The 13815-nt window shown below is 67.8% G+C and carries 12 protein-coding genes; 1 reads left to right on the forward strand and 11 read right to left on the reverse strand.

What is annotated here, in order from left to right; all coding sequences use genetic code 11:
* Window positions 1-168 precede the first annotated feature (168 nt).
* On the reverse strand, window positions 169-1299 hold the full coding sequence (locus VE759_RS12105; protein ID WP_324932304.1) for a Xaa-Pro peptidase family protein: 1131 nt from the start codon (window positions 1297-1299) through the stop codon (window positions 169-171).
* A gap of 9 nt (window positions 1300-1308) precedes the next feature.
* A complete protein-coding gene (locus VE759_RS12110) occupies window positions 1309-1704 on the reverse strand; it encodes a VOC family protein (protein WP_324932307.1) in 396 nt (131 codons plus the stop codon).
* A gap of 28 nt (window positions 1705-1732) precedes the next feature.
* Between VE759_RS12110 and VE759_RS12115 the strand changes: the two genes are divergently transcribed.
* Complete coding sequence (locus VE759_RS12115; RefSeq protein ID WP_324932310.1) at window positions 1733-2698, forward strand: 5'-3' exonuclease; 966 nt, start codon at window positions 1733-1735, stop codon at window positions 2696-2698.
* A 2-nt stretch (window positions 2699-2700) separates the two neighbouring features.
* Here the strand turns inward: VE759_RS12115 and VE759_RS12120 are convergent, their stop codons facing one another.
* The 9 genes from VE759_RS12120 to VE759_RS12160 all read right to left on the reverse strand — a co-directional run.
* Window positions 2701-3477: a DUF4333 domain-containing protein gene (locus VE759_RS12120; protein WP_324932313.1), complete on the reverse strand. Its 777-nt coding sequence runs from the start codon at window positions 3475-3477 to the stop codon at window positions 2701-2703.
* Window positions 3478-3527: 50 nt separating this feature from the next.
* Complete coding sequence (locus VE759_RS12125; RefSeq protein WP_324932315.1) at window positions 3528-6308, reverse strand: RNA helicase; 2781 nt, start codon at window positions 6306-6308, stop codon at window positions 3528-3530.
* 6 nt (window positions 6309-6314) lie between these two features.
* The gene (gene tatC / locus VE759_RS12130) at window positions 6315-7241 is read right to left on the reverse strand and encodes a twin-arginine translocase subunit TatC (RefSeq protein WP_324932318.1); all 927 of its coding nucleotides are present in this window, start codon (window positions 7239-7241) and stop codon (window positions 6315-6317) included.
* 47 nt (window positions 7242-7288) lie between these two features.
* On the reverse strand, window positions 7289-7567 hold the full coding sequence (gene tatA / locus VE759_RS12135; protein WP_324932321.1) for a Sec-independent protein translocase subunit TatA: 279 nt from the start codon (window positions 7565-7567) through the stop codon (window positions 7289-7291).
* Between the two features lie 26 nt (window positions 7568-7593).
* Window positions 7594-8559 carry a YafY family protein gene (locus VE759_RS12140; RefSeq protein ID WP_324932324.1) on the reverse strand — a complete coding sequence of 322 codons (966 nt, stop codon included), beginning with the start codon at window positions 8557-8559 and terminating at the stop codon, window positions 7594-7596.
* Window positions 8556-9551 (reverse strand): YafY family protein, encoded by a 996-nt coding sequence (locus tag VE759_RS12145; RefSeq protein ID WP_324932327.1) that lies wholly within the window; start codon window positions 9549-9551, stop codon window positions 8556-8558. The genes VE759_RS12140 and VE759_RS12145 overlap by 4 nt, the downstream gene beginning before the upstream one ends.
* A gap of 18 nt (window positions 9552-9569) precedes the next feature.
* On the reverse strand, window positions 9570-10928 hold the full coding sequence (gene pafA, locus VE759_RS12150) for a Pup--protein ligase (protein ID WP_324932332.1): 1359 nt from the start codon (window positions 10926-10928) through the stop codon (window positions 9570-9572).
* A 320-nt stretch (window positions 10929-11248) separates the two neighbouring features.
* A complete protein-coding gene (locus VE759_RS12155) occupies window positions 11249-12784 on the reverse strand; it encodes an adenylate/guanylate cyclase domain-containing protein (protein ID WP_324932335.1) in 1536 nt (511 codons plus the stop codon).
* A 564-nt stretch (window positions 12785-13348) separates the two neighbouring features.
* Window positions 13349-13815 (reverse strand): DUF1942 domain-containing protein (locus tag VE759_RS12160; protein ID WP_324932338.1); only part of this gene is annotated, 467 nt, incomplete at its 5' end.

Raw genomic sequence — 13815 nt, forward strand, 5'->3', positions numbered from 1 at the left:
TCGCGATCGGCACCATGACGACCGCATGCGGGGGCAACGGGACGTCGAAGCAAACCACCACGACGACCACGACCAGCGCGGTAACCGTGCCTATTCCGACGGTTCCCTCGACCATCACCGTTCCGACGATCGTGCCGCCCAGCCCGAGCGGCTAGCTCTCCCCGCGACCTATCGGCTGACCGGCACCACGATCAAGTCGCGGGGCCGCGCGTTGACGGGTTCGGCGCCGTCGGGGCCGACCACGACGATGTCCTCGATCCGTGCGCCCCAGCGGCCAGGGAAGTAGATACCGGGTTCGACCGAAAACGCCATCCCCTCGGCCAGCGGGAGCTTGTTGCCGCCGACGATGTAGGGCTCCTCGTGCACCGACAGGCCGATGCCGTGACCGGTCCGGTGCACGAACGCATCGGCCAGTCCCGCCTGGGCCAGCACCTCGCGCGCCGCGGCGTCGACGTGTTCGGCGGTCGCGCCGGGCCGCACGGCGGCCACCGCGCTGTGCTGTGCCCGCTTCAGTATCGAATACTGTTGCGCTACTTCGGCATTCGGCTCCCCGATGCTGTAGGTGCGGGTGCAGTCGGAGTGGTAGCCCGGCTCATACGTGCCGCCGATGTCGACGACTACGATGTCGCCGACCTGCAACACCCGGTCAGAACACTCGTGGTGCGGGTCGGCTCCGTGCGGCCCGGAGCCGACAATGATGAACGCCACGTTCGAGTGACCCTCATCGACAATGGCTTTGGCGATGTCTGCGGCGACATCGGCCTCGGTGCGGCCGGGCGCCAGGAACTCCGGCACCCGCTCATGCACCCGGTCAATGGCCGCACCGGCCTTGCGTAGCGCGTCGATCTCGGCCGCGTCCTTGATCATTCGCAACTGGCGCAACACATCGGTGGCCAACTTGGGGATGACGCCGACCGCGTCGGTCAGCGGCAGCAGGTGCAGCGCGGGCATCGAATCGGTCACCGCGGTGGCCACCGGCGCGCCCCCAAGCGCGTCGACCACCAGCCGGTACGGGTCCTGGCCGTCGACCCAATCACGCACCGTCAGGCCGAGTTCCATCACCACCGAATCCTTCAGCGACGCCACCTCCAGCCGCGGCACCACCACCGTCGGAGCATGCACCGCGGGCACCACCAGCGCCGTCAGCCGCTCGAACGTCTCCGCCCGTGAGCCGAGCAGATAGCGCAGGTCATATCCCGGTGTGATGACAAGACCGCCGAGATTGGCCCTCGCCGTGGCCAGTGCGGCGGCGCGCAGCCGCCGGGCATAGACGTCAGCGGGAAATCGGCTCGCGGTCACGTCTTTACGCTAGTCGGCTCGCTGGTAGCTCGCGATCTCGATCAGGTTGCCGTCGGGGTCGCGGCAATAGTGCGACGTCATCGGCCCGAGCGAGCCGATCTTGGTGACCGGGCCGTTGGTGATCGTCACGCCGCAAGCCCGCAGGTGTGTGCCGATTTCGTCGGGGCCGGTATCTGCGATGAAACACAGGTCCAGCGACCCCGGCGCGTCGATCACCCCGGTTTCCCAGTCCGGTGCGCCGCAGGGCCGGACGTTGATCTTCTGGTTGCCAAACCGCAGCGCCACCCGGCCGTCGCCGAAGGTCTCCGGCCGCATTCCGAGCACGCGTTGATACCAGTCCACGGTGACGCCAACCTCGCGGCAGTTCAACACGACGTGGTCAATGCGGTCAATCGCGAAAGGCATGCCTCGACGCTACTGGCAGGATTGCGCCATGCCCGCCGCTCCCCTGGTGCTTCTCGACGGACCCAGCATGTGGTTTCGGTCGTACTACGGAGTGCCGTCGTCGATCACCTCGCCGGACGGCAAGCCGGTCAACGCGCTGCGCGGTTTCCTGGACAGCCTGGCGGTGCTGATCACCCGCGAGCGTCCGCGCCGGCTGGTCGTCTGCGACGACTGGGACTGGCGGCCGCAGTTTCGGGTGGACTTGCTGCCGTCGTACAAGGCGCACCGAGTCATCGAGGAGAACCCCGACGGCGAGCCCGACATCGAGGATGTGCCCGACGAGCTCAGTCCCCAGGTCACCTGGATCCTCGAGGTCCTCGATGCGTTCGGCATCGCGGTGGCCGGTGCTCGGGGATGTGAGGCCGACGATGTGCTAGGCACGTTGGCCGCCCGGGAGCGCGCCGATCCGGTGGTCGTGGTCAGCGGCGATCGTGACCTGCTGCAGGTCATCACCGACGATCCGGTGCCGGTGCGGGTGCTGTACATGGGCCGCGGGCTGACCAAGGCCACCCTGTTCGGGCCCGAACAGGTGTCCGAACACTACGGCGTGCCGCCCGATCGCGCGGGACCGGCCTATGCCGAACTGGCGCTGCTGCGTGGTGACCCGTCCGATGGGCTGCCCGGCGTGCCGGGTATCGGCGAGAAGACGGCCGCGACGCTGCTGGCGCAGTACGGCTCCCTGGACGGCATCATGGCCGCCGCCGGCGACCCGAAATCGAGGCTCTCCAGGGCCTTTCGGACCAAGCTGCTCGGCGCCGCCGACTACGTCAAGCTGGCCGGCCCGGTGGTGCGGGTGCGAACCGATGCGCCGGTCAGGATGTCGCGGAAAACCGACGCGCTACCGCTGGTGGCCAAGCACCCGAAGCGGGTCGCCGAACTGGCCGAGCTATACGGCGTCACGTCCTCGGTGGGGCGGCTCCAGAAGGCGCTGGACGGCCTGCCGGCCGCTACTTAGGCCTATTTGGGCCGGCCCACCTCATAGGTGCCGCCGTTGTCCTGGAATGTCACGGTCACCTGACGCTTGGTGCCGTCGATGCTGACCTCGCAGTTGAAGGTGTCACCCTTCTTCACCGTCGGGCTTTGGCCGTTGTTGCACTTGACGTCCTTGACGTTCTTGGCGCCGTAGCCGTTGGTCTCGTCGGTCAGGATCTGCTGCACGCCCTGCTGGGCCTTGCTGACGTCGAGCTTGGTGGTGACGAAGAAACCGGGCTTCCAAAAGCCCATCACCAGCACCACGGCGACGATGACCGCGACGACCGCGCCGATTACCCCGCCAATCAGCCCGAGCGAGCGCTTGGAGCCCTCGGCGGTTGCGGTGCTGCCGTACGGGGTGAACTGCCCGTACTGGCCGGGCTGCCCGTACTGGCCGGGCTGCTGCCCGTACTGGCCGGGCTGCTGGCCATACTGAGCCGGCTGCCCGTACTGCGGCTGCTGACCGAACTGCTCGGTGGGCGGGTATTGCTGCTGCCCGGGGTAGTCCGCCGCGGGCTGCTGGTACTGGGGGCCGTACGACGGCGTCGACGGCTGCTGGTACGACGGGTACTGCTGTTGCGGCGGCGTGTAGGCCGGTTGGTGGGGTTGCTGGGGCTGCGGCTGCTGGGACTGCGGTTGCTGCCATGACGACGACTCGGTGGTCGGCGACTCAGACCCTGACGGCTGCTCCTGCTCGGGCTGGTTGCCCGACGACTGCGGCGTCCCAGGCTGCGTCGGGTCTGATCCCTGCGGTCCGCTCATGGTCACTCCATTCTGGTGCGTGGCGATGCCACCGTAGCGTCTGGTTCAGATTACCCGCCATCAACAGCCACGACGCCGCGTCTTATGTTGTCGATGGCGCGTTTCGCCGTGGTCCGCAGCGCCGCGTCGGGTGCCGCATTGCGGACCTGGTCCAGCAGATCAAGCACCTGGCGACACCAGCGCACGAAATCGCCTGCCGACAATGCCGTCCCACTGCTCTGCTCCTCGGCCGCGGTCAACGCGGCGGTGAGGTCACCCGTGGTGGCCCAGCGATACACCGCGGTGACGAATCCCTCGTCGGGTTCGCGGCTGGGATCGATGCGGTGCCGCTGCTCGTCGGCGCGCAGCGCGGTCGACAACCGCCGCGTTTGAGCCAGCGCACGCCGGAGCCGATCGGTGGGAATGTCCGCGCTGCGCGGCGGGGCCTGCCCGTCGCCACGCGACTCGTACACCACCGCCGAAACCACCGCCGCGAGCTCGGCGGGACTCAATCCGTTCCACGTCCCGCCGCGCAGACATTCGGCCACCAAAAGGTCGCTCTCCGAATAGATTCGGGCCAGCAGCCGACCGTCCTGGGTCACTTGCGGCTCACCTTCGGGCCCGGCGATGAAGCGCCGTTCGGTCAGCAGCCCCACGATCCGGTCGAACGTGCGGGCCAGCGAGTTGGTCGCGGCGGCCACCTTGCGACGCAGCTGAGCGTTGTCGCGTTCGATCCGCAGGTACCGCTCGGCCTCGCGGGCCTTGGCCTCCCGATCGGGGATCCGCTGAGCCGGGTGCCGACGCAATTGCTCACGCAGCGGCACTAATTCGGGGTCGACGTCACGTTCCGGGCCGCGGGCCCGCTTTCCGGACGCCACCTCGAATCCGGTAGCCGCGGAGCGCAATGCCGATGCGAGGTCGCGCCGTACCCGGGGCTGACGATGCTCGACGCGCTTGGGCAGAGTCATCGAACCCAGTGGCGGCGACGCGCCGGCGTAGTCAGCCGCGGAAATCCTTCCCGCCCAACGGTGTTCGGTGAGCACGAGCGGACGCGGATCCGATGGATCGCGGTCGGGCTCCAGTACCACCGCCAGCCCGCCGCGTCGCCCATGGGTGATCGTGATGATGTCGCCGCGGCGCAGCGAGGACAGCGCGTCGCTGGCCGCCTGACGGCGCTGCAACCTCGACGCCCGCGCCTGGGCCCGTTCGCGTTCGGCGATCCGCGCCCGCAGCCGGGCGAAGTCGAGGATCTGCTCGACGTCATCACCGAGTTCGGCTTTGATCTGCTTGAGCATCTGTTCGCCGCGGTTGATGCCGCGGACCAGACCGACCACCGAGCGGTCGGCCTGATATTGCGCGAACGAGCGTTCCAGCAGCCGATGCGCCTGCTCGGGGCCCATCTGCTGGACCAGGTTGATCGTCATGTTGTACGACGGGCTGAACGAGCTGCGCAGCGGGAACGTGCGGGTGGAGGCCAGCCCGGCCACCTCGGCGGGCTCGACATCGGGATGCCACAACACCACCGCATGGCCTTCGACGTCGATACCGCGCCGGCCCGCCCGGCCGGTGAGCTGCGTGTACTCCCCCGGCGTCAGAGCTGCGTGCTGCTCGCCGTTGAACTTCACCAGCCGCTCCAGCAGCACCGTGCGGGCGGGCATGTTGATGCCCAGCGCCAGTGTCTCGGTCGCGAACACCGCCTTGATCAGACCGGCAGTGAACAGCTCCTCGACGGTGTGTCGGAATATCGGCAGCAGGCCGGCGTGGTGGGCCGCCACGCCGCGCAACAGGCCCTCGCGCCACTCGTAGTAGCCGAGCACCGCCAGGTCGCTGTCGGCGAGGTCGGCGGTGCGCCGGTCGATCACTTCGGCGATGCGAGCGCGTTCGTCGTCGTCGGTGAGCCGCAGCGGTGAGCGCAGGCACTGCGACACCGCCGCGTCGCAGCCCGCGCGGGAGAAGATGAAAATGATCGCGGGCAACAGCGCCTCGCGATCGAGCGACGCAATCATGTCGGGCCGCGACGGCGGCCGGTACAGCGTCGGGCGGTGGCGCGCGGCGGGTCCGCGGCCGCGCGGCCGCCAGTCCGCGAGCCGGTCGGCTTCGCGCCGGTTGGCAATGTGCCGCAACAGCTCCGGGTTGACGACGGCGCCGCGGCCCGCCTGATCCGGCCCGCCGTCGCGCTCGTAATCGAACAGGTCGAACAGCCGCCTGCCCACCATCATGTGCTGCCACAGCGGCACCGGCCGGTGTTCGTCGACGATCACGGTGGTGTCGCCGCGGACGGTCTGGATCCAGCCGCCGAACTCCTCGGCGTTGCTCACGGTTGCCGAAAGGCTGACCAGCCGCACCTCATCGGGCAGGTGCAGGATCACCTCCTCCCACACCGCACCGCGCATCCGATCGGCCAGGAAGTGCACCTCGTCCATGACCACGTACGAAAGCCCTTGCAGCGCGGACGAATCGGCGTACAGCATGTTGCGGAGCACTTCGGTGGTCATCACCACCACCGGCGCGTCCCCGTTGATCGACACGTCGCCGGTCAGCAGCCCGATCCGGTCCGGCCCGTACCGGCGCACCAGGTCAGTGTGCTTCTGGTTGCTCAGCGCCTTTATCGGCGTGGTGTAGAAGCACTTTCGGCCCGCGGCCAGCGCGAGGTGGACGGCGAACTCGCCCACCACGGTCTTGCCTGCTCCGGTCGGCGCGCAGACCAGCACGCCGTGGCCCCGTTCGAGTGCCTCACAGGCCCGCTGCTGGAAGTCGTCCAGCGTGAACGGCAGTTGAGACGCGAATTGCGCCAGCTCCTGCCCTCCGGCATCGATTCCCGGGTCGCTTCGCTCCTGCCCTCCGGCGGTCATCGCCCCCTACTCGGTGTCGGCGCGTGACGGCGACGGAACCGCCTCGGGCGGCTCGATCGGCGAGGCCGCATCGTCGGGCACCGCCCAGCCGGCGGCGGCTTCCCGTTTGGCCTTGCGCTTGTCGTGTACCCGCGCGACCTGGATGGCAAGCTCCAGCAGCAGCGACAGCGCCAGTCCCAACGCGATCATCGAGAACGGGTCGGAGCCTGGCGTCGCGAACGCGGCGAACACGAACATCCCGAAGATCAGCCCCCGCCGCCACGACTTCAGCTTGCTGTAGCTCACCACCCCGACCATGTTCAGCATGATCAGCAGCAGCGGAAATTCGAAGCTGACGCCGAACACCAGCAGCAGGTTGATCAGAAAGCCGAAGTAGCGGTCACCGGAGAGCGCCGTGACCTGGACGTCGCTGCCGATGGTCAGCAAGAATCTCAACGCCTTGGACAGCACCACGTAGGCCAGTACCGCGCCTGCGACGAAAAGCCCTGCGGCACAAGTCACGAACACAACCGCAAACCGGCGCTCCTTCTGGTACAGGCCGGGCGTGATGAATGCCCACAGTTCATACAGCCAAACCGGACATGCCAGCACCACCCCTGCGGCCACGCCGACCTTGAGCCGCAACATGAACTGGTCGAAGGGCGCGGTGGCCAGCAGCCGGCACCCGCCGTCGGCGCTGATACTCGCGCGGGCCGACGCCGGCAGCGCGCAGTAGGGGTGGCGCAGCCATTCGCCGAGGCTTTCCATGCCGAAGAACGAGTGGCTGTACCAGACGAATCCGAATGCGGTGGTGACACTTACCGCCGCCAGCGAAACGAGCAGGCGAGCGCGCAATTCCCGGAGATGGTCGACGAGGGACATGGTCCCGTCGGGATTGGTGCGGCTGCGTCGCTGACGGGGATCGAGCCGCTTAAGAACGCCGGGGATTTTCACAAGCGGGATTCAGGTGCGCCGCTCGGACGCGCTGACGGGCCTCCTGCTCAGGCCGGCCGGGCGTCGGTGTGGGACTGCTGGGACTGCTGGGACTGCTCCGTGGGAGGCGTGGCCGGTGGTTCGACCCGCTCGGACTGCACCGTGGTGGGCGGTGGCGCCGGTGTCTCGCTCTTGCCCTCGTTCTGCAGCTCGCGGACTTCAGACTTGAAGATGCGCATCGACTTACCGAGGGCGCGGGCCGCCTCGGGCAGCTTCTTGGCACCGAAGAGCAGAATCACCACGACGGCGAGGACCGCCCAGTGTCCAGGACCGAAATTGGCGAACATGATTACCTCCAGACGTTGCTTCGATGCTACCGCAGCGCGCCGGCCTGATAAGCCTGCAGCGCCGCCGTCGCACTGTGCTGCACGCGTTCGGCCAGCGACGCCGGTGCCAGCACTTTCACAGCCGATCCGAAGCCCAGCACCAGCCGCGCCATCCATTCCTCGGACGCGTAGGTCATCGACGCCGTGCACGAGCCATCGGGCGCCTCGTCGAGCACCCGCATCGGGTAGTAGTCCAACATCCACGAGGCCGACGGCGCGACCTGCAGGGTGGCCGACGGCAGCGAGGGGTCCGCGTCGAACAGCGACGTGTCCGGGCCGGACCGCACGGCGGGCGCAGGCGGCGCGGATCGCTCGTCCAAGACCTGCGCCGCATCGATCCGGTCGAACCGGAACAGTCGCACCCCTTCGGCGCTGCGGCACCACGCCTCCAGGTAGCTGTGGTCGCCGATGAACACCACCCTGATCGGGTCGACGACGCGGCGCGACGACGTGTCGCGCGACGCGGAGTAGTACTCGATCGACAGCGCGCGGTGTCGCCGCACCGCGTCACGCACAGCGGCGGCGGCCGGGCTTTCGGCGCTTTCGACGCCCGGCGGCTCCTGCGGCATCCGGTGGGCCGCCGACCCCGCGGCCGACTCGATCTTCGCGATCGCGCTGCGCGCCGCCTCCGGGTCCACCATGCCCGGCACGTCGACGAGCGTCCGCAGCGCGACCAGCATCGCCGTCGCCTCCGGCGAGGCCAGCCGCAGCGGGTGGTCCATGCCCGCCGAGAACGTGACCTCGATGCTGTCCTCGGAGAATGACAAGTCGATCAGGTCGCCGGGTCCGTAGCCGGGCAGCCCGCACATCCACAGCTGGCTCAGGTCGGCCATCAGCTGCTTGGTGGTGACGCCGAGTTCCGCGGCGGCCTCCGCGGCACTGATGCCGGGATTGGCCTGGAAATACGGCACCATGTTGAGCAACCGCACCAGCCGCGACGAGAGTTGGCTCACGCCGGCACCTCTTCCGCCTGGGCCCTTAGCCGCGTCAGCACGTCGTCGCGCAGCGCGTCGGGCTCGAGCACGATCGCGTCGGCGCCGTAACCGGCGATCTCGCGGGCCGACCGGTCCAGCGATCCGATGTCGATAGAGACCACCTCGCCGTCGCGGTCGCCGAGCCGCATCGGCTCGACCACGGTTCCCGCGCGCCGCAGCGCGGTGGCCCGCCCCGCGGCGATCCACACCCGCGCCGCGACGCCGGTGGGCGCCTCTCCGACCACGCGCGCGACGACCTGGCGCAGGTCGACGTCGTCGGGCTTGCTGACCGCACCGGGCGGCCCGAACGCCTCGACGTCGTCGCCGATGCGCGACAGCCGGAACGTGCGCACGGCGTCGCGGTCGCGGTCGCGGCCGACCAGATACCAGCGGCCGTGATAGGTGACGACACCCCAGGGTTCGACGGTGCGCATGGTAAATGGCTCGGTGCGCGACGAGCGGTGTGGGAACCGCACAACCTGCCCGGAGTCGATGGCGCTCAACAGGATTCCGAGAATGGATTCCGAGCCGCGGATGCCGGGCAGCGCCGCCCCAGACGTGATCGACACGCTGCTGTCCGCGGCATCGACGTCGACCCCGGCCGCACGCAGCTTCAGCAACGCGCCCTGGGTCGCGGTGATCAATTCCGGTGACTGCCACAGCTGCACCGCAACGGCCACCGCGGCGGCCTCGTCGGCGGTCAGCTCAATATCCGGCAGCGCGTAGGCCTCTCGGTTGATGCGGTAACCCTCGGTCGAGTCCAGCCGCGACACTCGACCGGTTTCTAACGGGATGCCGAGGTCGCGCAGTTCGTTCTTGTCGCGCTCGAACATGCGGGAAAAGGCCTCGTCGCTGGGGCTGTCGGCATACCCCGCGACCACCCTGCGGATTCGCTCGGCCGGGATGTAGTTGCGGGTGGACAGCAGCGCGATGACAAGGTTTATCATCCGCTCGACTTTGGAAATCGCCACCCGCACCAGCCTAGGTGGTCACATGCTGGCGATCAGCCTCTTAACCCGCTCGTCGACTGCGCGGAACGGGTCCTTGCATAGCACGGTGCGCTGCGCCTGATCGTTCAGCTTCAGATGCACCCAGTCGACGGTGAAATCGCGTCCGGCGGCCTGTGCGGCGCTGATGAATTCCCCGCGCAGCTTCGCCCGAGTGGTCTGCGGCGGGGTGTCGACGGCCTCTTCGATGTCCTCATCGGTGGTGATGCGGGCGGCCAGGCCCTTGCGCTGCAGCAGGTCGAATACCCCGCGGCCGCGCTTGATGTCGTGATAGGCCAGATCGAGTTGCGAGATCTTCGGATCGGACAACTCCAGGTTGTCGCGGTCCTGGTAACGCTGGAACAGCCTGCGCTTGATCACCCAGTCGATTTCGGTGTCGACCTTGGCGAAATCCTGGCTTTCGACGGCGTCGAGTTGCCGGCCCCACAGGTCGACGACCTGCTCGATCTGCGCGTTGGGTTCGCGGGTCTGCAGGTGCTCGACGGCGCGCGCGTGATACTCGCGCTGGATGTCCAGGGCGCTGGCCTGCCTGCCGCCGGCCAGGCGCACCGGGCGCCGACCCGTCAAGTCGTGGCTGACCTCGCGGATCGCGCGGATCGGGTTGTCCAAAGAGAAGTCACGGAACGCCACCCCGGACTCGATCATCTCCAGCACCAGCGCGGCGGTGCCCACCTTGAGCATCGTGGTGGCCTCACACATGTTGGAGTCGCCGACGATGACGTGCAGGCGCCGATACTTTTCCGCGTCGGCGTGCGGCTCGTCACGGGTGTTGATGATCGGACGGCTGCGGGTGGTAGCCGACGACACCCCTTCCCAGATGTGCTCGGCGCGCTGGGAGAGACAGAACGTGGCGGCCTTCGGGGTTTGCAGCACCTTGCCCGCTCCGCAGATCAGCTGGCGGGTGACCAGAAACGGCAGCAGCACGTCGGAGATCCGTGAGAACTCCCCGGCGCGCACGATCAGATAGTTCTCGTGGCAGCCGTACGAGTTGCCCGCGGAGTCCGTGTTGTTCTTGAACAAGTAGATGTCGCCGCCGATGCCCTCGTCGGCGAGCCGCTGCTCGGCGTCGATGAGCAGGTCTTCGAGCACCCGTTCGCCCGCGCGGTCGTGGGTGACCAGTTGGATGAGGTTGTCGCATTCGGCGGTGGCGTACTCGGGGTGTGAGCCCACATCGAGGTAGAGCCGCGCGCCATTGCGCAGGAACACGTTCGAACTGCGGCCCCACGACACCACCCGGCGGAAGAGGTATCGGGCAACCTCGTCGGGACTGAGCCTGCGGTGGCCGTGGAACGTGCAGGTGACACCGAATTCGGTCTCGATGCCCATGATTCGCCGCTGCACGCAATCGAGCGTACTGGTTGCCCGGACAAGGCGGTGCGCAAGCCGCGCCGAGCGTCGCGTGTGGGCGGCCGACTTGTCAGCCGTTGCCACGAGAACGAACATGCGTTCGATATGTTGCGAGAACCCAAGGCGTCAGTCACGCCGATGACGCCACGCTCTACCCGCTCGGCGCCACCCACCCGTCCCTACACCGACGCGCACTGCACGCACTGCGGCGCACCGGCAGCGATCAGCCGTGCAGGTTGTTCCACTGACGCCCGAGTCAGCTGGATAGCCCAAGTGAATCGACAGTCAGCTGGCGATCCGCCCAACCACGCGGCTCATCTGCGGCTGGTGGCCGGGGCGAGGCGGGCCATACCGCGGAGGATCCACGGTGTCCGCTTGGCTATCACCGCCACGGCACGGTCGGAGCGGCGCATTGCGGTCAGAGGGCCGGGCGTGGGCATCGACGCCAGGTCCGCCTCCGCCGATCCCGCCCGCGGACCGTTGCGATCAACCGCCAGGAGTTGCCAGGTGCCGGGCACGCCACGCAACTCGACGCTGCCGCGGTCGTCAAAGCCTGTGCCCGAGCCGACGACCAGGTCACGCACGGTGCGGGAGACGAGGATGTCGCTGGCGCCGGCTTGGCCGAGGATCCGCGCGGCGATGTGAACGGCAAGCCCCCCGATGTCGTTGTCCATCAGTTCGCACTCGCCGGTGTGAATGCCGGCGCGGACCTCGATGCCCAGCGTCTCGGTCTCCGCGCGCAGGGCCTCAGCGCAGCGGATGGCCTGCGTCGGACCGTCGAACGTGGCGAGGTAGCCGTCGCCGGTGTTCTTGACCACCGTGCCGCCAAAGCGTTCCGCGAGGTCGGCTGTGATCGCACCAAAGCGGTCGAGTACCGCACGCCACCGCTCGTCGCCTCTCGCCGCGGCGTGTTGCGTGGAGGCGACCATGTCGGTGAACAGCACGGTGCGCAGGGCGCGGTGTGTCTGCGCCGGTGCGGCATGGCTGCCGGTGAGGAACTCCTCGATCCCGGTCAAGATCTTGTCGGGCTCGGTGAACCAGGGTGCGTGGTCGGCGCCTTCGACCTCGAGGTACCGCGCGCCGGGGATGTGGTCGGCGAGGTAGCGACCGAACTGCACCGGCACGACGTCATCGCGGGCATGGACGACCAGGGTGGGCGCGGAGATCGCCGGCAGGATCGGCCGCACGTCGATCCGGAACACCGATTCGATAGTCGCTCGCATCATCCCGGGGCTCGCGCTCATGCGCTCGAACACGGCGAGCTGGCGTATCGACCGGACCGACGGGAACATGACCTTCGCTATTGCGCCGCTGCCCCACGCCGGAAGGGCGAAACCCATCTCGTGGAGGTGGGCGAGCTGCTCCGTCGACGGCACGTAGTCCTCACCCAGCTCAGCAAGGAAGCGCGCCCGCACCTCGGCCGGATCGCGGTCGAGGTCGTCCCACCCGCTTGCAGTGAACGAGGGCGAGCCGTAGAGGATCAACGCCCGCGTTCGCTCCGGTCGTTTTGCCGCAAAGAAGATGGCCTGCGTTCCGCCCTCGCTCATACCGAAGAGGACGGCCTTTCCGAAGCCGACGGTGTCCATAATGGCCTCGATCTCGGCCGCTCGATCATCCAGCGTCCGAACTTTCGGCACCGGATCCGACAGCCCGACCCCGGCCTTGTCGAACATCACGACGCGACAGAACGTGGCGAGCTGCTCAAAGAAGGCTTTGAATTCGGGCATGGCCCAGAAGAGCTCGATGTGGCCGACGATCGGCCCGACGAAGACGAGCTCGACGGGACCGTCACCGAATACCTGATACGCCAGGCTCAGATCGCCGCAGGATGCGTACGACGTTTCCGCCACGGTGTCGAGCGTATCGATCTCGGGCGCTAGCCGTACCGCATCCGCGCTGGTTGGTCACGCGCCGTGCACTTGCGTCGACGGGCACGTGATTGCGGCTTCTGTTCTCGAATCGAACGACCGCTCAGAACGGCGGCGGCTCGTAGTCCGCGGGGTCGGTAAGGCCGATCTTGGGCGCGGGTGCGCTTGCATTTGCCGGGCAAGACCGCCAACGCAAAGACGTACGGCAAACATGAACGACTGCCGGACATCAGCCGAGTGCCACTCGATTACTACCTCGTGTTTACAGGTCCGGCGGGTGAATTGGCGTCGTCTCGGGGCACTGTGCGGCCGTTCTGGTCGAGAAGCTGTTTCTATTCGATGCCCCAGCTACAGTTCCACCAGCTCAAAATGTTCGGCTGCGAGTGAGGGGACCAATCGGGCAGATCGCCCTAGTCGAACGGCTTTGAGCAAACGGTCGCATCGAATAGTCGAATTAGTTTAGAAATCTCGCGACGACGATGGAACCGCAAACGGTGCTCGTCATTGCGGTTAGCGCTCGCTGCTAGAGACGCGGTGCCGCTACCGCTAGGGGCTAGTACCCCCCGCTGGCGCACCGGGCACCCAAGCGAGAAGGTCCCGAACGCCGTCGTTGTAGACGACGCTGTTGGGCGCGTCGCCCACGACATCGAAATAGAGCTTGCCGGTCGTGCTGCCGCCCGGCGGCACCGCGCCTCCGACGCCTGCATCCGCGAGGACACCGTACATTGCCGAGCTCTCAGCGCGGGCGTTGAACATGGGGATCATGGGAGTGGCCCAACTCCCGAAAGCGTCAACGGTCACGGTGGCTTCATACAACTGGCCGTTGTGCGGCACGGGGTCGGCGCTCGGGGCAAGGTTTCTCACCGTGTAACCGATCATTGGAGCGCCGGTGGGCCAGTCGTTCAGTCGCGCCTGGTTACCGAATGGCTTGACGTTGTCGGTCGCCGAAGCCGGCGCGACGGTGGTGGCACCGACGCTGAACGTGATCGCGGTGACGGCGACGGCTCCGGCTA

It is taken from the genome of Mycobacterium sp., from assembly GCF_035640695.1.
Taxonomy (GTDB): domain Bacteria; phylum Actinomycetota; class Actinomycetes; order Mycobacteriales; family Mycobacteriaceae; genus Mycobacterium.